Source organism: Mycobacteroides sp. H001 (assembly GCF_001440005.1).
In the GTDB taxonomy this organism is placed as follows: Bacteria; Actinomycetota; Actinomycetes; order Mycobacteriales; family Mycobacteriaceae; genus Mycobacterium; species Mycobacterium gwanakae.
Map to the genome: position 1 here is coordinate 570,744 of NZ_LJYH01000021.1, position 19,627 is coordinate 590,370.

Below are 19,627 nucleotides of genomic sequence, written 5' to 3' on the forward strand. Positions count from 1 at the left end.
AGATGATGCGATTCACTCGCTCCAAGCCGATGCTGACGCGAGAAGAGATTGCGCGCGAAGTGATCTCAGTGGCCGCGATGCTCGCTGTAGAACCCAAGGGTGTCAAGATCGCCCTCGCCACGATCGCTGTGGAGGTCGGCACCACCAACCCCGACTCTGGCGAGTACGGCTGGTGGTGCTTCGCCAATATCAAGGACCCGCAATGCCTGGCGCTGCCACACGACGCCGAGGGAGACGACGGCTACTCTTCGGGGTACTTCCAGCAGCAGGCGCCTAAGGGTGCCAACTGGGGCTGGGGCGGGCTCTTCGGTGATCCCGTCGGCGCGTTCCGGCGCATGGACATTCGCGAGTCCTCACGCATGTTCCTAGAGGCGCTGTTGCGTCTGCCGTACGACTACCGCGGGAACTCGCGCTCACCGGGCCGGATGGCTCAAGACGTGCAGCGGTCAGCGTTCCCGGATCGCTACGACGAGCGCTGGCGCGAGGCCAACGAGGTCTATGACCGCGCCGTAAGTGGTAATCCCGGCGAGCCGGAACAACCCTCGGGACCGTGGACGGGCGACCCGGTATGGCTGGCTGACGTACTGCGCGCCGAGGGTGTGACCGTCGTCGAGTGCTCGATAGGCGATGTGAGTTGGCTGGAGCGCGGCCACGGCGACATGGGCTCGCTCTGGGGCGTCGTCAACCACCACACCGGAAGCAACGAATCCACATGGCAATCCATCTGGAATGGGCGGCCGGATCTGAAAGGGCCGCTTTCGCATATCCATTTGCGCCGTGACGGAGTGGCGGAGCTTGTCGCTGTCGGTGTGTGCTGGCACGCCGGAACGGGTGCGTACGGCGATCTGAGACCCGGAACGGGCAATCAGCGGACCATCGGCATCGAATGCCAGAACGACGGCGGTGGCTCATCGAAGCTGCCTCTGCGCCACCGCAGCTCGTGGCCCGATGCCCAATACGAGGCGCTGGTCAAGATCAACGCCGCGATCAATCACCGTATCGGCGTCGATGCCAGCCGAAGCATCTCACACAAGGAATACGACGACGGTGACCCACAGACCGACGAGGGCAAGTGGGACCCCGGCCAGATCGACATGGACATCTTCCGTGCTGAAGTTCAGCGCCAAATCGGCTCCAAAACAGGAGGTTTCCTCATGGCACTATCTGACGACGAACAGCGCGAAATTCTCAACTTCGTGCGCGAGCAACAGGAGATCGTGGAATCGCTCTCCCCGCTGCGCCATCTCGGCGAGAAGAAGGCGAACAACGTACGCGGATACATCCGGGTGATGGACGCCAACAGTCACGTCGAGGCTATTGAGAAGCGCGCCGAGTATGGCGACGCCAAGGCGATCGATCTGCTGGAGGAGATCGCCGGGGCCGACCCCGACCAGTACCCGGATCGGCAGCGGGACGCCGAGCTGGCGCGCCGCATCCTGGCCAAGGTCAGGGGTGAGAAGTGATCGTTAACGGTCAGTTCGTCGGCTACGGCGAGGGTGATCAGGGGCCCGAGGTTGAACGAGTCCGGTACTACCTCACTGAGAAATTCCGCTGGGCGCGCGATATGGGCATGACCCACGGCGACTACTTCGATGAGCTGACTGAGCGTGTGCTGATTCAGTTCCAGAAGAATGTTGGACTACCGGCGGTCGGCATCGCGAACTACGCGACTCGGATGCGGCTGTATGGGCTCAAACCGCTGCCGTGGCAGCGCATTACCGTGTACACGTTCGCTGGTACCTGGTCTGCTGCGGACTGGGGTTTCCAAGCCGACGTGGCGCGCGGTCTTGACCCCGGGTTCTTCACGTGGGTACCGATCGACTACCCGGCCAGCTTCGGCCCCATCCCCGGGGGGCTGGTCACTGGTATCACGTCGCTGTCTTACCAGGAGTCAGTCGAGGTCGCCGTACGCGCTGGCATCAAGCGGATCGCGGCCACGCCGGGGAAGTTCATGCTCGGCGGCTACTCGCAGGGTGCCGAGGCGGCGTCGCTACTGTTGCGTGAAGTCATCCACGGTGGCTCGCTGTCGCATCGCTTCGCGGACCTAACCGGCGGCTACACCTTCGGCAATCCGTCCCGCGAAGAGAACCACACATGGCCCGGTGACACGCTACCGGGCCGCGGCATCTCTCCGAGACGAATCGAAGGCACGCCGTCCACCTGGCACGATTACGCGCACGCTGGCGATATGTATACAGCCGTGCCGAAAGGTGATGCTGGTGACGACATTACAGCCGTCTATGACGTGCTGACACGTCTCCAGATTCACGACCCATTCCAGATGGCCACAGACATGGTGGCGGCATTGACCGGAAAGGGTGGTCTGGTTGAGCAGATTACCGAGCTGTTGGGCAACCCGCTGAACCTGATCGACGCCGCACGCGCCGCTGGTATCGCGATCCGATTCGCGGCATCCGGTGCGCGCGATCACGGAACCTACGGGATTGATGACGTGATGGACGGCTCAGGGCGTAGCTCTGTCCGGCACGCCATCGACTCGATGAACGCCTATGGCCGCAAAGCACTTGCGGCATAGCGACTTACGAGAGGAACTATCATGCCAAATCTGAGTGAGAAGCTGACATCGACACAGCGAATCGCGCTATACGGCGTTACTTTCGTTGTTCTCACGGGGCTTGCGGCTGCCAATGTCATCGACAAGGAAGCGGTGCCGCCATTGCTGGACATGGCCGGAACAATGCTGGGGCTCGGAGTGATCGGCGTGGCCGGTCGAGTGCTGCACGAGCAGCGGCGAGACGGGTTGTTCTGACGTGAACTGGAGCGGCATCGGAGCCGACAACCTGATGGACTTGATCGCCTACGGCATCATCAGCATTGCCTACGTGCTGTCGCAACGGCAGACGCGCAATCAGTTGGAAGCCATTCGCGGTCAGGTCCAAAACGGTCATAAGACACCGATGCGCACCGACCTTGACGAGGTAAAGGACGACGTTCGCGGTATACGAAAGGACTTCGGCGACTTCCGCTCTGAGGTCCGCACTGGGTTCCGCAATCTTCGCGAAGACCTCAATGCCGAACGCGACGAACGTATTGCATCGGACCAGGAACTAGCGAAAAGGCACCGAAATGATAGGTAATGTCGCGATCGTCGATCGCATCAACCTCATTCAGGGCCAGGACCTCGCGCACCGATGGGACGTGCCCGCGGGTGATACGCTCCCCGCTGGCACCACCGTCACGCTGTACATGTACTCGCACAATTTCAGTGAGACGCTGGGCATCTGGCCATCTATCGATGTTGATACCTCCGGTGCAAGCTTCTTCATCGAGGCTGATGATCTAGAGCCGATCCCAGCCGGGGCGCGATTCCGCGTCTATGTCGTCTACCCGGACGCGCCAAAGCCGCGTCTGGTCTGGATTCTCGGCACCGTCTCAAGGCAGGGGTAGCAGATGATTGATGAAGCTGTTCTGAATGCCATGTGCACCACAATGGTTGGCTACTTCGATGAGGTCTCACTACACAACGCCGAGCCTGGTGCCGGTGGAGCCAACGAGATGCCAGGCATCGTGCGGAAAGTGCCGACGTGGGCGACAGCCGACAACGGCGAGTCAACCTCGGTGGTCACGTTCGCGGCGTACGTCGGGACATCGACACACATCGGGTTCTGGAATGCTGGCGCGTTCGTCGCATCACGGCCGTTCGTCACGAACTTCGAGACTGCTGCCGATCTGGTGGTGGCGCTCAATCCGTATGTGCAGGAACGCGCATGACCCTAGTTCGGCCGCCCAAGCCGTTCACGCGGATGGTTCACGCGCGGCCCGGTGTGCTGTCTCAACCCATCGAGGGTGTCGGCAAGGGCGCTCGCATCGGCGTCGTCGCTGACGTTCGCGTGACGGGCAAGATGCACGTCACCGACACCTTCACGAACCTGGACAAGTTCACGATGGTCTACGGTGGCCTGCCGTTCTTCGGTGGCGATCCCTACATCGACGGCGGAAAGCTGGCTGGCCGCGGCCTGGTGCGCCACAAGGTGCAGGCGATGAGCGACAACGGCCGCGCCAACGCCGTCATAGGCTCGCTGGCGGGTGGGAAGACTCGGCTGGTGATCTGTGGTGACGCGCTGTTCAACACGTACTACGGCATCGAGGTTGAGACCGGCATCATCAACAACAAGCTGCACATCATCAAGGGCCGCGGCAACGCAGCCACGGTGACCAAGCACGCGACGGTCAGTGTTGCGTGGGCCAACAGCGATTCGGTGTCGGTGTGGTACGACGAGCCCAACCACACCATTCGCGCATACCGGAACAGCACGCAGGTGACGAGTCTGCCGGTGCGCGCCAATGAGATCAACCACGGGCCGGGGTTCAGAAACCACGGAGTCGCGGTCGGCGTCGATCTGTTCCTGGGTGTGATCAACGTCGGCGCGCTGTTCACATCGTACGAATATCTCGACGTGTAGCACTGCCAAAACTGTAGGACATGCACTGTCAACTACCGGGCTACATTCAGCTCTGAGACCCATCATCCGAGCCTGGAGTAGAGATGCCCGATCTGTCATTCACCATGGACCGCGACGCTTTCACAGAGGCTGTCACCTGGGCCGCACGCATCATCCCTGGTAAGCCACAGACACCGATACTGGCCGGAATGCTGGTCACGGGCGGGCCGCCCGGGCTGACACTGAGCAGCTTCGATCTGGATGTGAGCGCCGAGATCGGCTTACCCGACGCGCAGCACGTGACGCCGGGTAGCTCTCTAGTCAGTGGCCGACTGCTCGCGACGATCGCCAAGGTGCTGCCACGCAAGCCGGTCACCTGGACCGACAACGGCTCAACCGTGGCTATCCGGTGCGGCAAGGTTGACTTCAGTCTCCCGACGATGCTCGCTGACCAGTACCCCGTACTGCCGGCGCTACCCGAGGACACCGGCACCGTCAGCGCCGACGAGTTCAGCCACGCAGTAACGCAGGTGATCGGCGCGGCAAGCAGCGACGAGGCCAAACCCGGTCAGATGTGCGTGAGCCTGGAGATCACCAGCGAGTCCACGCTGACACTCACAACGACCAACGGCCACCGGATCGCCATGCGTGAGATCGACTGGACGCCGCTGTCTGACCACCCAGCCATTGGGCAACGCTTATTGATCCCAACGCGCGCTCTGGCGGAGATCGGCCGACTCGGCGACGATCAGGTCTATCTCGCCATTAGCGGCGATGAGAGCAACGCGCAGCTTCTCGGCATCCATGGCGGCACCCGACGCATGACTTCACGACTCGTCGATGACAAGTTCCCCAACTGCCGAGCGGCGCTTCCGAAGCAATATCTGACCACCGCGGCCGTTGTCGTTCCTGAGATCGCCGAGTCCGTCACTCGCGCACTAGCCGTCACCGGCTCGTCGGCTGACAACCATCCGAGAATGAAGTTGACCTTTGGTGACAACACGTTGAATGTCTACGCGAGCACGTCGATCGGCACGGTCAATGAGGACATTGACGTGCAGCTCACCGGAGAGCCTGAGACCGTGTGGATCAACCCCGTGTACCTCATGGATAGCCTGAATGCTCTCGACAGCGACAAGGCGACCATCGGTCTGCAAGGTGGTCTGCGCGGATTGATGTTCGCGCCGGATGTTGTCGAGGCGGATGATCTACTGGCAAATCCGCTTGCCGGTGAGACGATTCAGATGATTCAGCCGATTCGCCACACCGAACCGGCCGCGTAGATCGTTGGAAATCAGGTGATTTCGCGAATCTCTTCTAGGATGTCTATGTCGGACTTACCGGTGGCTGTTGACACCGCGGAGAGAAGGATGGTCACCAATATCCTGAGTCCACGGGACACGTCGTCCTTGAAGTTTGGATTACCAAGATCTTTCGCTAGATCGATCAAAGGTTCCGATTTCAGCTGCGAGACGCAGAGCCCAATTGCAAGATCGAGCGCTTCCTTCTCTTCATCTCTTTCTTCATCATCATTGTTCATCGCGGGATTGTGTCACGAAATCGCCTCCATAGACCACCCCTGACGGTCGTAGTACTGGAGCCCGTCCGGTGAACCGGGTTATCTGGCGCTCCCGTCAGGGGTCCTAAAACGAAACGCCCCAACCGCATTAAGTTGCGGTTGGGGCGTATCTTTGCGTTCTACTGCAATGTCTCATAGGCGGTGGCGATCTGGCCTTTCAGATCATCGATCGTGTCCAGCGCCTCAAGGTGCGAGTCGATGAGCTGGTGTTCACGCTCCGGGCTCGGATGGTAATCCATCTTGCTCACGACTCGACGCCAACTGGTGAGCGTTTCGCGTTTGATCATGAGTAGTCCTTGTCCAATTCGGTTGTGATGTCGGAGATCAGACGCTCTCCCGGTTCTGGTGTGTAGTTGTCAGTCCAACCATCTTGCACGCCTTCGGCATACGCGTGAGCAGCCTCCGGCCATCCGTCAGACCGCTTCGGTCCCGGATCTGCTGACCACCGCATAGGGATGGACACGCAGGCTGGGAACTTTTTCACGAACGGCGCCATCTTCTTGCCGTTGTCGTAGCCGTGTTTGTACGGTTCGCTGTCGTGATCTGCATGGATCATCAGAACTCGAACCCTTCTGCCTCTGAAATCTCTTTCTGGTAGCGCATTTCCAGCCGATCGAACCAACCGTCAGGCCAGGGGTCAGGATGGATCGCACCGAGGATGGACCCAGCGACCGCAGCGATCGAGTCACTGTCTCCACTGGTGACCGTCGCGCGACGTAGCGCGGAGATCGGATCTTCCGGGAAAAGGTCGACACACAGCAGCGCGGTTGAAAGCGCGTGGTGCGCACGCCATCCCGGACCTGCTAGCTCGCACGGGTCCAGGTCCCAAGGATCTAGATCCTTCGCGCGAATGTTTCTCAGCGCAATGTCCGCGTCTACCAACGTGTGTGCGAGATTCAGCATCCCGCGCGTGATGAATCGGCGTACACCCTCTTGATGCGCTGGACCGTAGTAGTCGCCATTCTCATCGATCCACTGGTCAAGACCGCTCAACAGCAGATCATCCGGGTTGCTGATTGCATCCATAGTGAGATCAAGTGCGAATTCCACCGACTCACCCGGCGTCGGTTCCAGACGAATCAGCGCAGCACCTAGCAGTGATGCTGCTGCGCCGGTCGGTGACCCATGTGTGGTGAGGGCCTGCCAGGTTGAAATACCTTGCCAGCTATGGAATTTACTGCTCACGAGAGCGGCTGGACTGACGCGCATCACGGTTCCACAACCGTCCGAGTCGGGCACCGCGGCGTCCAGCCAGTGCGTACCTTGCTTGATAGCGCCAATCGCGCGCATGCAGGTATTGCCAGGTGCGCGGTTGTTATCAGGGTCGCCGTACCAGTTGACCCATTCTGAGAGCACATCGTCACGGATCTCACTGTCAGTCTTGTTACTCGCATCGCGTAGACCGCGCGCGAGCGCGAGTGTCATCTGAGTGTCGTCGCTGATGATCAGCTTCTCAGGCAGCGCAGGACCCATGAGACCGTGCTGGGTGAGCTGAGCGTACGACCTGAATTCATTGCGGTAGCCCCACGCGTCGCCAAAGGCGACACCGCGGAGCACGTTGGACCATTTAATGGGCATTTGGGTTCCTCGTGTGGAAGGGGACGCAGGTTTCGCACTCGTACTTTCCGGACTCATCTGCGACGTACACACCGAGAGGTGTGGTGTGCCGCTTCGCGCTGGGTCGCTCCTTGATGGCGAAACGCATGTACATACCCGAGTGCTCGTCGCAGGTGACCATTCCGCCGTTATCGATCCAAACCCTCTTGGCCATGAGCAGCCCTTTCGTCCGTTGTTTGGTAGACCAATCTACCGTAGCACAATGGTAGAGATGTCTACTAGCATGTCGGTAGAATGAACTACCAATACAACGCGACATCAGGGGACACCCATGACCGACGACAAGATCGTGGACAAGATCGCAAAGCTGTTGCGACAGGCCGAGGATGTGACAGGGACGCCCGAGGAGGAGGCGTTCCAGGGCCGCGCCTTCGCGCTGCTCGCCAAACACGGCATCGATCTGGCGACCGTGCGCGCACACCAGCGCGGTCTCGACATCAGCGACATCCCGAACGCCATCGACATGCTGTTACTGGTGCGCGATCCCTATCCGGCCGAGCAGAAGCACATGCTGTCCGTCCTCGCGGAGGCGCTGCACTGCAAGACCGTTGGTCTGAATAACATGCCGCTCGTGCACGTGTTCGGCATGTCTCACCATGTCGAACGCCTGAGGATGCTCTGGGAGATATTGCAACCACAGGCGACGCGCTTGGTCGCCAAAGTGGAGATGCCTAAACGAGAGACGTTCCGCGCGGCCACCGTGGATGAGTGGGCGGCCATGAATCGGGCAGAGCGGTTGGACCACCTGGTGCAGATGACGCGCGACAAGCGAGCGCCGCAATCGTTGCACGTCTACCGTCAATCCTGGCTCATTGGGTTCGCGGCGTCGATCGCTGAGCGCATCAAACAGCAGGAAGGTGACGCGGCCAACCAGGCGGGCGTCGTCGCGCTGTACAAGTCCGACCGTGAGCGCGCTCGCGACGCGATGCGAGACGCGTATCCGGATGCGGTCAACACGATGGTGGATCAGTTCAGTGACGACGGATTCAAACAGGGCGCGCGCGCTGGCTTAACCGCGGCGATGGACCGTCCGATTGATTCGGTAGACCCTCTAGGTTTGCCGCGCTAGTAGCTTGGACTACCGGCCGCGTCACTAGACTAGAAGGTGACAACTGGAGGACACTTCATGACCATGGCAACAGCTCCCACCAACGCGACCGGATGGCTACGCGAGAACGGTTTCAAGCTGTCTCGCGCAGCGTCGGTGCGTTTCGCGGACACGTTCAACGATCTGGTCGAACGCTACGCCGACCCTGCCGAGTATCCGATGCGGGACGCCGCGATGATGGCCGCGGCGCGGTACCTCGCGGAAGAGCTGACACTAGAAGACGCGGGGCAAGCGCTGGAGCGCGCGCGGAGCCGCGCCGACACGGGCATGGCCGTCGCGCGCGTCGTGGCGCTGCTGTCGATGGAAGACGGACTGAGCGAGCATGGCGCACAGCGCGCAGCACGCGTCGACCGCATGACGGTGCGCCGCTGGAGAGGCAAGCGGTGACGGAGTATCTGGGTCTCACGGACATCTGCGCGTGCGGCCACGATCTGGATAGTCACGACCTTGGCGACCCGCATCACCGCGCCGGCGCGTGCGCTGGCCATGAGCTGGATGGCCCCTGCGACTGCACGCACTACCGGGAGAAGTGCCGGTGTCCCGAGTGTGACGACCTGGAGGAGATTGAGGTCGAAGAGATGACCACGCGAACCTTGCTGACGACCCTGGGTGTACTGGTCGGGTTCGGCGCTCTGCTCGGTATGTCGTTCGGGAGACTGATCAGGCGCTAGATGCGCCACAGTGGCGAAATGCGTTGATACGGAAGCACCCCCGAGATTCGCTCTCGGGGGTGCTTCTTTGTATCTGCGGTGCGGATTCAGCTCTTCTTGAGCTTCAAGGTACCGACATAATCGTTGTCGTAATCCCGGATCTCGAAGTCGCTCATGAGACCCTGGATCTGATCGTCGATCGTCGGCTTGGCGATACCCTCTTCGGCCTCAAACTGGGCCTTGAGCTGGTTGTGCAGCGAGACCGCCGCGCCGACCAGATCGGTGGTGTCCAGCTTGTAGTTGGTTCCACCGTTGAGCCGACCGATGGCGAACGTCTTGGCGCGCTCCAGCGCCTCGCGCACGAACGCTGGATAGAAGCCGACCACCACACCATCACCAAGTTGGATCGTCATCGCCTCATAGACCTTGTCATAGTCCACGTCCTCGGCAAGACGCTCGGACGCAACGACGGCCTTGATCAGACGCTCAACACCGTTGCGGTCCAGTGCCGCGACCTCCACCACTGCATCGATGCGACCCGGACGAAGCATGCCCTTGTGGATGCGCTCAAAGTGGTTGGTAGTCATCAGAAGTGCGACCTCGGACCCCTTGGATGTCACACCATCGAAGGTCTCCAGCAGCTTGGACACCTGATCCACGTCGCTGGTCGATGTCTGGTTGTCCACATCCTCGATGAAGACCACTGCGGGCTGGTACAGCTTAGCGGTGCGCAGCACATCGTTGATGTCGTCGCCCGGTCGAGCGGCGATGAAGGTCCAACCGTTCTGGACGGCCTCCAGTGCGGTGAGCTGACCGGCCGAGGTCTTACCGGTACCGTATGGACCCTCCAGTAGCAGCGCACGCTTGATGCGTACACCCTCGCCCTTGAGCGCCTTGCGGTGCCGAATCACTGACCACAGAGTGCCTTCCAGCGTGCTCATCACCTCGTCGGAGAAGACGATCTCGCTCGGCACGATGGTCGTAAGGTTCAGGAACTCCGGTTCTTCGGTGCCGACGATCGCCTTACCGCGATAGATCGAGTTGGTTTTCAGCTCCTCACCGATCGCATCCAGGAACTCACGCGCGATCTTGGCGTTCTTCTTCGCCGTGATGACGGTGACATGCGTGACAATCCCGTTGTCGCGATCGCGTTTGCCGCCGACGTTGACCAACGTCCGGTTGTCAACGCTGGGCAGGTAGACGTTGCCCCATGGAACTTCCAGGGTCTCGGTTGCCGAAATCTGCACCGTGCGGGTTTCCGGGGGTTCGGGCGGGGAGAAGAAGCCTCCACCGCTCGGAGCGCCGATGGTGATACCGAACATGCGCTTCATCACCCGAGAGGTGGCGACCGCGCCGTCAAACGGACGGAACTGGTAGGTCCGGCTGGTCTGCTGCACCGACTCGGCCTCATCCTGCATGCGCTCCAGGATCTCCTTGGCGCGACCGTATGTAATGCCTTCCGGCAGAACGATCTGCGGGTTCTTGTGAAAGGTAACCTCATCACCAGTGATGATGTCGGTATCGTTCATTGGTTTTCTCGCTTTCATTGCATGCACCTTTCGCGCCTTGCGAAAGAGGTTGTTGTTGATGATGTTTGAACACCCCCGCCCGCCACCCGGTATAGAAAGAACGGGCGGGGGTGCGTTGTGTTGGTGACGTGAGCCAGTCGAAACGGAGCGCGCCCAATGATCACCTAGCGCGCTAGCTCGCGTCCTTGCCGTGACCGCGACCAACGAAATCACCTCTCGGACAAGCGAGACGAGACCAGGGGCCGAGAGGGTCGCTTCCGACCCCTGGTGATCTGCTGACTAGCTAGACAGCAGATCTTCGCCTTGTTCGATGTGGGCTAGCTCTGTCTCCAGAGATTGCACTTCGGCCACGAGAGCACGAAGCTCACGTTTGCGATTTGCAATCTTCTGGGTGACAACCCTGCGCCGTTGGCGCAGCGCTGCTAACGCCTCATCTCGGCTCATCCCGTCAGGCAGTTGAACCATGTTCACCTCCTTGTTTCCGCTTGTCGTCGTTGTGATTGACACCTTGCGGTGTCGCTGATCAGTGTAGCAGTACTGGTAGAGCAGTCTACCAATATCAACACACCGGAGTTGTTGTACAAGGCAACGCTACGTCAAACAGTGGACATAGACCTTGCACAGTTTCGGCAGTAGAGTGATCTACTGTCAGGCTATGAAGGAGGTTCACCATGTCAGAACAGGTCTTCACCGCGACCGACCCGGATGGCGACACGCTGGACGTGCAGCACTGGGCCAAGGCGCAGAAGATCACCGTCAAGGTTCTGGACCGAGACGGCGATTTTCAGTCGGTCGAGCTGGATTATGGCGACGCCGCTGAGTTGGCGACCGCCATCACTGGAACACTTACGGAGGTGGCGGGGGCGTGACTGAAACCCCTACGCGGCGATGTGTACGACTCTCTGGCGCGCAGCCATTCTTGGCGTTCTCGTCGTCATCGCGTTGGGCGTTTGGGCGCGCTGACAAAAAGGAACTGAGACCTGCTGTATAGCAACAGGTCTCAGTTTCCGTCGTCTACCTTAGTGATCGCTTGATCGATGTGAGATACGCGAGCGGGACAGACGTAACTCATGCCCATGCGCGTCGCGTCGATGACCCCGTTGCTGCCTTTGTCGTGATTGAGCGCGACCCACTTGGCCATCTCTTCGGCGCTGTAGTTGCAATGCTCGACCGCTTGGTCATAGAGCGCGTCAAAGCGGAAATTACCATTTGGGTAGGCGCGTCTGAATTCAGTGCCCCAGGCCTGCTGGTTGACCTCGGACTTCGTTTTGAGCGCATCAGGTGCGCTAGCCGGCGCTGAGCACGCCATGACGCAACCAGCGGCCACCGCGGCTAGTGCGATCTTGGTGAACATGGCGTGATGCTAGTACCAACTGGGAACCCAGGGGAGGGGTATCGACATACGAAAAACCCTCCAGACCCGAACGTGCGAAGCTACAGCACAATGTCTTGTGGGCCGACCTCAACGACTTTCTCGTTGACTATCTTCACGGCTAAGCCGTGGCCCGGGTCCCAAGTGCAGTTGGACAACAAACCGATCACGCGGTCATCTGTCACCACTGGCTCACGAACAAAGAAGGCGGTCGGAGTTACCAGTCGCGCTAGGCCAGACTTGTCTCCGAGGATGGGCATGAGATTGTCGGCGCTGTCACCGAGCTGTGCGCGCATTTCAGAGAGACGTTCGGTGTAGTAGGCGTAGATGGCGTCATCGGCTTGCGCCGAAAGCGTTTCCTTTAGGTCGGTGAACCGTTCGACCGCGTCGCGCTGGATTGGATCAACTGGCTCTCCCTCGTCGCCCCCGAGTTCGAGGGGGACTGTGACCTCAGACCCGAGGAAGGGATAGGTGTAGCTGCCTGCCCACCCGACCGAACTGGTGTATGTGATTTCACCGAGCACGGGGTCGATCACGGTCCGTCGCCTCCTATCGGGGGAACTGCCCCGCGGTTGAGTTCACCAATGCCACCAAGGTGGCCGAGTCTGCCATTAACAATAGTTGGTACAAGTTGCATTGTTTTCAGGTCCGGTTCTTCGTGCCACGTGTACTCGTTCTGGATACGCCAGCGCTCGACTTCCTTGCGCGTCATACCCCACTCGTGGCCGAGTAATTCGTCCGCACTCCGGAAATTGGCGTTTCGGTTGGTGGTCATCTCGGGTATCTCGACCTGCCCCTTCGCAACCGGGCTGAAGTCGGGTTGACCGTTGCTGTAGTGGATCCCGTCAACATTCGCGTCTTGCAGGTGTTGGTTGACTTCCGGGTTTTGCGAAATCCACTGGGACTCACCGCGTTCACCGGTCCAGTGGCCGTTATTGACCGGTGTCTGGTCGATGCGTTCCTTGTACGAAGACCCGCCGCCATCATCAATGTGTGGATGCTCAATCGGAGCGAGATGCACGTCGGTAGGGGTGTGATCATTGTGATCCGATGGGAGGGACGTATGGTCACCTCCGGCTGGTGCCGGGTGGTCCACTGTTGGTGCGAGATGAGTTGGGCCGCTTGGCGGTTCGGTAGGTGCGTGGCCTGTGACTGGCGTGTGGGGTTCGGCGCTATGCGGGGTGGGTGGGTGCCCTGGCGCAGCGTCTTCGAGTCCGTGGGTGAGGGCGCGGCCTTCGGTGCCGAGTAGTGCGCCTTCACCGCCCACGGGTGCTGTGGCGATGCCTGCGGCGATTTCTATGCCGTGTTTGCCGATGAAGGCTTTGGGGTTGTCGATGCCGGATTTGACCTCATCGATAGTGCCCTTAGCCTGGTCGATCCCGCGTTCAACCTGGTGGGCGGGATCGGGGTTGACCACATCCCACAGCCCCTTAGCGACGCCCGTCCACGCCTCTTTCGCGTGGTCGCCACCGTTGATACCCAGCAGGTCATCCTTGGCGCGGCCAGCTTGATCCCACGACTCGGCGAATGCCTCCCCGCCAGATTGTCGGACACGCTCAGGCGTACCGGGTTCGGGTGTTGCGACCATGGGCCGGTCCTGCTGGGCACCCTTGATGGCCTCAGACAGCTTGGCCTCCACCTGATCGGGTGGGTACTGCGTGGCCAAGATGCTGCGGAACTTGTCGATGGCCGCTTTGCCCTGTGGGGTGTTGGGGTCCAGTTTGGTTGCGGGCACGGTGCGCGCATCTGGTGGCGGCGGCGGTTTGTCCAAGGGGCTTTTGGGCTCGTTGATGCCCATCACGCCCAGGTTCCCGGTCAACGACCCCGTCCTTGGATCGACGGGTGGCTTGTCGCCGGGCGAGGGTGGCCCCAGCACGGGTGCGTGCGGATCGGCAGCGGTCGCGGCTGCGGCCTGTGTGCTGGCCGGGTCGGTGGCTTTGGGGTACCAGTCCTTGTAGAAGTTGGCGGGCTGAGCCGACGAGTCACCCGGTTTCGGGGCCGTGGCGTCGCGCAGGATTTTGCGGCCGTCCACCAGGGCGGTTTTGGGGTTGATGCAGCCGGTGATCGTTTGGGCCGTGGCGTCGGCCTGGGTTTTGAGGGTTTGACAGCCCTGCTCCCATTTGGCGACATACTCTTTGATCTGGCGCTCAATGTCGGCGACGTGTTCGCGGTTTCGGGCTATCGACTCATCGCTTTCACCCTCGGCCGGGGTGTAGTGACAGTTGTAGCTCTGATCGATCGAGACACCCTGGTCCTTGTGCGCCAGCACGCTCTCGATGAGACGTTGACCGCCGAGCAGGGGCTCGACCACCTCGTATTGGACGGTGGCAGCAACGAGTTTTCCACGCTCTTCCACGGTGTCGTCGGTGTTATTAGAGCCGTGGCAATCGGTGGATGCCGTGTCATAGGCTGCGTTCGAGGTGCGCCCGGTCCACTCCGTGCCATTAGGAGCCCCGACCCACCGTTTGTATTCGTCGTAGATTTCCTTGAACTGCCGGGTCTGTGGGCGCCAGGTGTCCACCACCGCCATATAGTCATTGGCCTTCTTGGCCATGAACTCATCCAGTGGCGTCACCACGAGTGCTCCTATGCGCGCTTCGGTGGTTGATAGATGCTGGGCAGATTGCTGTACCCGGCCGCCAGTGAACTTTCCGTGATCGCGAAAGCCTGCTGGGCCTCGTCGGCGAAATCGGCGATGGTGTTCAACCGCGCGGCCCCGATCCGCTTCACATCCGCGATGGCCTTGGACACCCCATACAGCGCCGCCAACCCCGGATCTGCACCAGCCGGAGGTGCAACGTTGGCCGCGGTACTACCTGTGAGTTGATCGGCGAGTGTCCGCAGGTGCGGGCCGAGCTTGCCCAACGCCGCAAGGTCAACCTTGAGAACGTTCTCATCACCCGACATCAACACCCCCGGCGCAATAAATTAGAACCGGCCTCTAGTCCGGCCGATTGGCTACTGGAAGCGTAGTGGCAAAAATCGTTTGCCGTCCAGCCAAACGGGGTGAATTCGGGTGACAGAGGCAAATGTGAGGATTCCTATAACCAGAGAATCAGCTCATGAGGTCTGGTGTTGGCGCCCGGTCGGAGTCAACACGCAGCCATTGCCCCTTCGCGAACGCGTAGTACTTCAGACGACCACCGATTGGTTCTGGTTCGCGGGTGTATTGGTGGTCTCTGATGATCAGGGTGCCGCCCGGCTGCACGCACCATGCTGCGCTGGTGCCGAACGCGTCGTATATCTCCGGGACCTCCAAGAAGACCCGAATCGGCATCTCGTCCTTGTTCGTTGCATCAGGCATAGAACCGAAGGCTAGCGGAGTGCGCTGGTTCGCGGGGGAGCGCTTGAAGTTGGCGCTGAAGATTCCTTCTAAGCTACAGGGCAAGCTACAGGATGACCTGTAGCTTGCCCTGAAATAGCCTCTGAGCTGTGCGCCGTCAGGGGCTCGAACCCCGGACCCGCTGATTAAGAGTCAGCTGCTCTACCAACTGAGCTAACGGCGCGTGAACGTGCGTGGAAGACCTTAGCAGCCTCGGAGCCCGTAACGAAAATTGTCATCCCCCCGATAGCCCGGTCGCGGTTATTGAGGTCGTCGCCGACCATCCTGAACCCGTACAATCATCGTTGAGTTTGTGCATCAAGTTTCAAAGGGAGCAAAGCATGACCCAGGGTCGTCCACGCCTGCTAGTTGGCGCGCGTCGGCGGTGGGCCACCGCGCTCGCACTCCCTGTTGTGGCCATGGCTGTGCTGGCCGGATGCACAGACGCCGCCTCCAAGGAACCGCCGAAAGTTATTGACAAGGCAACGCCTTACGCGGATCTGCTGGTGCCCAAGCTGGCGATGTCGGTCAAGGATGGAGCTGTCGGCGTTCCGGTCGATGCGCCGGTGACGGTGACTGCGGGCGAAGGCGTGCTCGGAACCGTCACCATGGTCAACTCCGACGGCAAAGAGATTGCCGGTGAGGTCGGCGCCGACGGTGTGACGTGGTCCACCACCGAGCCACTCGGCTATGACAAGCAGTACACCATCAAGGCCGATGCCAGAGGTCTTGGCGGCGTGGCACGCGCCAACGCGTCGTTCCGCACTCATTCGCCGGACAACATGACGATGCCGTATGTCATGCCGGGTGATGGTGAGGTGGTCGGTATCGGTCAAACGGTCGCCATCCGGTTCGATGAGAGCATCCCGAATCGGGCGGCGGCGGAGAAAGCCATCAAGATCACCACCGACCCGCCCGTCGAGGGTGCTTTCTACTGGTTGAACAACCGCGAAGTGCGTTGGCGCCCAGAGGCGTTTTGGGAGCCCGGAACGTCGATCGATGTGAAGGTCAACACCTATGGGGTGGACCTGGGCAACGGCGTCTTTGGGCAGGACAACGTGACGTCCCGCTTCTCCATCGGCGACGCGATCATCAGCCGGGTGGATGACAACAACAAGGTCGTCAACGTCGAGCGCAACGGCGAGATCATCAAGACGATGCCGACCTCGATGGGTAAGGACAAGGCGCCCACCAATAACGGCACGTACATCATTGGTGAGCGGTTCAAGGATCTGATCATGGATTCCTCGACCTATGGTGTCGCGGTCAACTCGCCCGACGGCTACCGCACCAAAGTGCAGTACGCCACCCAGATGTCCTACAGCGGGATCTACGTGCACGCCGCACCGTGGTCCGTCGGCGCGCAGGGGCGCACCAACACCAGCCACGGCTGCCTGAACGTCAGCACCGCGAACGCGAAGTGGTTCTACGAGAACACCAAGCGCGGTGACATCGTGATCGTTTCCAACACGGTTGGCCCCGTTCTTCCTGTCACCGACGGGCTTGGCGACTGGAACATTCCTTGGTCCCAGTGGAAGGCCGGAAACGCCCGGAACTAGCGTCGCCGCAGACGAAAAAGCCCCCGACACGTCGAGCGTGCGGGGGCTTTTCTGCGAACTGGTCCGCTTCTAGCCTTCTATGACCTTCTGGTCGAGCACTCGCTTGGACGGCACCATGATGATGGACTTGGAGTTGTCACGATCGCGGTAGGCCGACTCCAGGATGGACGGGATGCTCTCGAGCTTGCCGTGTACGCTCATCAGCTGCTCCAGAATCGAAATACGCTGCTGGCCAACCTCTTCCACGGAGCGGCGGGCCTGGTCCAGGCGGCGCTCGATCTGCTCGTCGGCCAGACGCAGGCGGCGGTCAGCTTCTTCCTTGGCGTCGGCGAGGCGCTTCTCGCACTCGGCCTGGGTGCCGCGCCGCTGCTCGTCGACGGCTGACTGGGTCTCTGTACGCAGCTTGGTCAGCTCTTCGTCCAGTTCGGTCTCCGCCTTTTCGCGCCGCTTGGTCTCGGCGGCACGTAGTCGCTCGGACTCGCTGACGGCCTGGGCGACAATCTGATTGGCTTCCTCGCGGGCGCGGGCCATCACCTCGGTGTACTCGGTCTCCAGCGCGCTCTGCCGGGCCGCCATATCGGCCAGCATTTCTTTGTGCTTGGTGCGCATGGCCTCCGCGTCGGACTTGGCCGAGGCGACCAGGGCTGCCGATTCGGTGCGCGCCTCGTTCTGCATCTCGGAGACCTCGTCGACCGCGATGCGCAGCATCTTGGCCATCCGGTCGGTCATCGCGTGCGCCGAGGGGGAGGTGTCGCTGAGGTTGGACACCTCATCCTTGAGCGAGCCGATCTGCTTGGTGGCGTCCTCAAGTCGGCTCTTGAGCGTCTCGACGTCGTTCAGCCCGGACTGATGCATGATCGTCAGCCGGCTGATGTACTCGTTGACCTCAATGGGGTCGTACCCGTTGCGGGTGCGGGTGAAGTTCCGAGTGGACTCGTTGGTGGTGGTCGCGGTCACTGGTACCCCTTGGAAACAGGTGCGGAAAAAGTGGATGGACGTTAGCCCGCGAAGAGTATGACACGCGTTACCAGTTCTCGTATACACCTGTTGGTAAAGACTGGATCATTGCGTAACCAGATTTGTCATCCTTCGACGTGCCTGGTCATAGCGCCAATATTGATCGGAACGTTCAGGATTTCATCGGCATCAGCATGCGGGTAGAAGGTTTCCTGCGGCCGCGATGCTCTGTATTCATGATTAGCTGACGGCTTCTGGCGGCGGTCACTGTCGACGTGCACTTTTAGGGCCTGCCGGTTTGCCATGGATCGCGTAATGAAACGTATCGCCTACACGGGGCGTTTCCTGAAATCGATCTTGATCGCTTAATCCCAGGTAGCGATGGTGTGAATTACCCGATCGCGGTATGGGTTATCTGGCTAGCGGCGGGGGTGTCCAGTCGTCGTCAGCAGGAAGGAAGCGGTACGCCATCTCGGTCTTCGCTCATGTCACTGCTTGGTTGTGACCCCGATCCGCCCACGGGCTTGTCGCCGAGAAGGCGCACCATAATCGAATCGTCGTCGGCCGGCAGGATCGCGGTGTACGTGTGCTGACTCCAAGGTTGGCGGTAAAGGAACCAGCGATCATTCGCGTAGACAAGCACCTTGTAGCCAACATATGTGTACCGCCATGGGTATTGGTTATCGACCGGGGCTCCTGGAAGGGAAAGGTCGGCAAAGCCTTCCAGCATGAGTTGATTTTTGCTGTAGATGATGATGCCTCGACCGGCATTATCACAAGCATATGCGCGTGCGGCTTTCAGACCTTCATCTTGCGCATAGATAGTGGTCCACCAGAATGCTGCCGCGCCAATCAACAGTGCAGTGGCGCCGGTCATTACCATTTCAGTTGAACGACTCGTCTTTCGGCCGCTGCGGTACATCTTGTACTGAACAATCGCCAAAGCGGCAGAAAGGCCGAGCGCTATCGCGGCTCTCTTACCGTTGCCGACGCCCAGGAGGCCGCAGATCGCGTAGATGGCCGCCACTAACGTTGCAAGCGCTAGGGTGCAACGAAATCCGGTACGAAATTTTCCGACCGTCTCTCGCTCGATGTAGACAGCGCCGACGGTCAGCGCGTAAAAAGCAACAACAGCCAGAGTGATCCAGACCAGGGGATGAAAAAACAATTGGGCCGCGCGTAGATTGTAGTCTGTCGCACTTAGGTGTAGTGCGCCGACATCAACGCCAAAAAACAAGTATAGATCTCGAGTTCGAATGTAGCCGAAATATAGCATTAATGCCGATATCACGGCTGCGTACCCTACGAGTGTTGTGACCAGTCCGATAATTGTTTTTGCTGTCGATGCGGCGTCGTTGGCGTAGTTGCCGTCTAGCGTGCTCGGGTCTTGTGCTTCGTCAGCGGCGTTGGCGCTCATTTAGCACCGAGGTGCACAGCTAGAGTGTCCAACTTGGGTTTCTTTCATCACCAGTTAATGCATCGATAGTACGAATGATTGTCTACGTGATAAATCCCGACGCCTGGAGTGCCT

The 19,627-nt window shown here is 60.2% G+C and carries 26 protein-coding genes and 1 tRNA gene; 13 read left to right on the forward strand and 14 right to left on the reverse strand.

All coding sequences use genetic code 11. From position 1 onward, the window contains the following. Window positions 1-2: 2 nt before the first annotated feature. From AOT83_RS04765 to dnaN, 8 genes are all read left to right on the forward strand, one after another. Window positions 3-1,463 carry an N-acetylmuramoyl-L-alanine amidase gene (locus AOT83_RS04765; RefSeq protein ID WP_057965033.1) on the forward strand — a complete coding sequence of 487 codons (1,461 nt, stop codon included), beginning with the start codon at window positions 3-5 and terminating at the stop codon, window positions 1,461-1,463. Beyond that, window positions 1,460-2,536: a peptidoglycan-binding protein gene (locus AOT83_RS04770; RefSeq protein ID WP_057965032.1), complete on the forward strand. Its 1,077-nt coding sequence runs from the start codon at window positions 1,460-1,462 to the stop codon at window positions 2,534-2,536. The genes AOT83_RS04765 and AOT83_RS04770 overlap by 4 nt, the downstream gene beginning before the upstream one ends. 21 nt (window positions 2,537-2,557) lie before the next feature. Next, a complete protein-coding gene (locus AOT83_RS04775; RefSeq protein ID WP_046253082.1) occupies window positions 2,558-2,770 on the forward strand; it encodes a hypothetical protein in 213 nt (70 codons plus the stop codon). A 1-nt stretch (window position 2,771) separates the two neighbouring features. After that, a complete protein-coding gene (locus AOT83_RS04780; RefSeq protein ID WP_057965031.1) occupies window positions 2,772-3,098 on the forward strand; it encodes a DUF2746 domain-containing protein in 327 nt (108 codons plus the stop codon). Next, entirely contained in the window at window positions 3,088-3,408 is a 321-nt protein-coding gene (locus AOT83_RS04785; RefSeq protein ID WP_057965030.1) for a hypothetical protein, read from the forward strand. Before AOT83_RS04780 ends, AOT83_RS04785 begins: the two co-directional genes overlap by 11 nt. A gap of 3 nt (window positions 3,409-3,411) precedes the next feature. Then, the gene (locus tag AOT83_RS04790) at window positions 3,412-3,732 is read left to right on the forward strand and encodes a hypothetical protein (RefSeq protein WP_057965029.1); all 321 of its coding nucleotides are present in this window, start codon (window positions 3,412-3,414) and stop codon (window positions 3,730-3,732) included. Then, complete coding sequence (locus tag AOT83_RS04795) at window positions 3,729-4,424, forward strand: hypothetical protein (RefSeq protein WP_057965028.1); 696 nt, start codon at window positions 3,729-3,731, stop codon at window positions 4,422-4,424. The genes AOT83_RS04790 and AOT83_RS04795 overlap by 4 nt, the downstream gene beginning before the upstream one ends. A gap of 83 nt (window positions 4,425-4,507) precedes the next feature. Beyond that, entirely contained in the window at window positions 4,508-5,686 is a 1,179-nt protein-coding gene (gene dnaN, locus AOT83_RS04800) for a DNA polymerase III subunit beta (RefSeq protein WP_057965027.1), read from the forward strand. Between the two features lie 11 nt (window positions 5,687-5,697). Here dnaN and AOT83_RS04805 read toward each other — a convergent pair whose 3' ends face one another. The 4 genes from AOT83_RS04805 to AOT83_RS04815 form a co-directional block, all read right to left on the reverse strand. Next, complete coding sequence (locus AOT83_RS04805) at window positions 5,698-5,943, reverse strand: hypothetical protein (protein ID WP_057965026.1); 246 nt, start codon at window positions 5,941-5,943, stop codon at window positions 5,698-5,700. A gap of 158 nt (window positions 5,944-6,101) precedes the next feature. Then, a complete protein-coding gene (locus AOT83_RS27785) occupies window positions 6,102-6,269 on the reverse strand; it encodes a hypothetical protein (RefSeq protein ID WP_157858362.1) in 168 nt (55 codons plus the stop codon). After that, entirely contained in the window at window positions 6,266-6,538 is a 273-nt protein-coding gene (locus AOT83_RS04810; RefSeq protein ID WP_057965025.1) for a hypothetical protein, read from the reverse strand. Before AOT83_RS04810 ends, AOT83_RS27785 begins: the two co-directional genes overlap by 4 nt. Further along, a complete protein-coding gene (locus tag AOT83_RS04815; RefSeq protein WP_082628278.1) occupies window positions 6,538-7,617 on the reverse strand; it encodes an ADP-ribosylglycohydrolase family protein in 1,080 nt (359 codons plus the stop codon). Before AOT83_RS04815 ends, AOT83_RS04810 begins: the two co-directional genes overlap by 1 nt. A 253-nt stretch (window positions 7,618-7,870) precedes the next feature. Between AOT83_RS04815 and AOT83_RS04825 the strand changes: the two genes are divergently transcribed. The 3 genes from AOT83_RS04825 to AOT83_RS04835 are packed head-to-tail and all read left to right on the forward strand — an operon-like array spanning window position 7,871 to window position 9,378. Next, window positions 7,871-8,668: a DUF2786 domain-containing protein gene (locus AOT83_RS04825; RefSeq protein WP_057965022.1), complete on the forward strand. Its 798-nt coding sequence runs from the start codon at window positions 7,871-7,873 to the stop codon at window positions 8,666-8,668. Window positions 8,669-8,725: 57 nt separating this feature from the next. Next, on the forward strand, window positions 8,726-9,094 hold the full coding sequence (locus AOT83_RS04830; RefSeq protein WP_057965021.1) for a hypothetical protein: 369 nt from the start codon (window positions 8,726-8,728) through the stop codon (window positions 9,092-9,094). Continuing rightward, on the forward strand, window positions 9,091-9,378 hold the full coding sequence (locus AOT83_RS04835; protein WP_057965020.1) for a hypothetical protein: 288 nt from the start codon (window positions 9,091-9,093) through the stop codon (window positions 9,376-9,378). The genes AOT83_RS04830 and AOT83_RS04835 overlap by 4 nt, the downstream gene beginning before the upstream one ends. Before the next feature lie 86 nt (window positions 9,379-9,464). Here the strand turns inward: AOT83_RS04835 and AOT83_RS04840 are convergent, their stop codons facing one another. Together AOT83_RS04840 and AOT83_RS04845 are read right to left on the reverse strand one after the other, a co-directional pair. Further along, on the reverse strand, window positions 9,465-10,886 hold the full coding sequence (locus tag AOT83_RS04840) for an ATP-binding protein (protein ID WP_057965019.1): 1,422 nt from the start codon (window positions 10,884-10,886) through the stop codon (window positions 9,465-9,467). Between the two features lie 279 nt (window positions 10,887-11,165). Beyond that, window positions 11,166-11,351 carry a hypothetical protein gene (locus AOT83_RS04845; protein ID WP_057979732.1) on the reverse strand — a complete coding sequence of 62 codons (186 nt, stop codon included), beginning with the start codon at window positions 11,349-11,351 and terminating at the stop codon, window positions 11,166-11,168. A 206-nt stretch (window positions 11,352-11,557) separates the two neighbouring features. Here AOT83_RS04845 and AOT83_RS04850 point away from each other — a divergent pair, with 206 nt between their 5' ends. After that, complete coding sequence (locus AOT83_RS04850; RefSeq protein WP_057965017.1) at window positions 11,558-11,755, forward strand: hypothetical protein; 198 nt, start codon at window positions 11,558-11,560, stop codon at window positions 11,753-11,755. Between the two features lie 131 nt (window positions 11,756-11,886). Here the strand turns inward: AOT83_RS04850 and AOT83_RS04855 are convergent, their stop codons facing one another. The 6 genes from AOT83_RS04855 to AOT83_RS04880 form a co-directional block, all read right to left on the reverse strand. Beyond that, window positions 11,887-12,240: a hypothetical protein gene (locus tag AOT83_RS04855; RefSeq protein ID WP_057965016.1), complete on the reverse strand. Its 354-nt coding sequence runs from the start codon at window positions 12,238-12,240 to the stop codon at window positions 11,887-11,889. An 80-nt stretch (window positions 12,241-12,320) separates the two neighbouring features. Beyond that, complete coding sequence (locus AOT83_RS04860; protein WP_057965015.1) at window positions 12,321-12,794, reverse strand: hypothetical protein; 474 nt, start codon at window positions 12,792-12,794, stop codon at window positions 12,321-12,323. Beyond that, window positions 12,791-14,833 carry an HNH endonuclease gene (locus AOT83_RS04865; RefSeq protein WP_346424250.1) on the reverse strand — a complete coding sequence of 681 codons (2,043 nt, stop codon included), beginning with the start codon at window positions 14,831-14,833 and terminating at the stop codon, window positions 12,791-12,793. Before AOT83_RS04865 ends, AOT83_RS04860 begins: the two co-directional genes overlap by 4 nt. Before the next feature lie 11 nt (window positions 14,834-14,844). Then, window positions 14,845-15,165, reverse strand: a complete 321-nt coding sequence (locus tag AOT83_RS04870) for a hypothetical protein (protein ID WP_057965172.1) — start codon at window positions 15,163-15,165, stop codon at window positions 14,845-14,847. A 148-nt stretch (window positions 15,166-15,313) separates the two neighbouring features. Next, window positions 15,314-15,562 carry a hypothetical protein gene (locus tag AOT83_RS04875; protein WP_057965014.1) on the reverse strand — a complete coding sequence of 83 codons (249 nt, stop codon included), beginning with the start codon at window positions 15,560-15,562 and terminating at the stop codon, window positions 15,314-15,316. 129 nt (window positions 15,563-15,691) lie between these two features. Further along, a tRNA-Lys gene (locus AOT83_RS04880) sits at window positions 15,692-15,764 on the reverse strand. 157 nt (window positions 15,765-15,921) lie between these two features. Here AOT83_RS04880 and AOT83_RS04885 point away from each other — a divergent pair. Next, window positions 15,922-17,139, forward strand: coding sequence for an Ig-like domain-containing protein (locus AOT83_RS04885; protein WP_030094998.1), 1,218 nt, complete (start codon window positions 15,922-15,924; stop codon window positions 17,137-17,139). A 69-nt stretch (window positions 17,140-17,208) separates the two neighbouring features. Here the strand turns inward: AOT83_RS04885 and AOT83_RS04890 are convergent, their stop codons facing one another. Continuing rightward, window positions 17,209-18,096: a DivIVA domain-containing protein gene (locus AOT83_RS04890; RefSeq protein WP_030094999.1), complete on the reverse strand. Its 888-nt coding sequence runs from the start codon at window positions 18,094-18,096 to the stop codon at window positions 17,209-17,211. A gap of 445 nt (window positions 18,097-18,541) precedes the next feature. Then, window positions 18,542-19,513, reverse strand: a complete 972-nt coding sequence (locus tag AOT83_RS04895) for a hypothetical protein (protein ID WP_057965013.1) — start codon at window positions 19,511-19,513, stop codon at window positions 18,542-18,544. Window positions 19,514-19,627 lie beyond the last annotated feature (114 nt).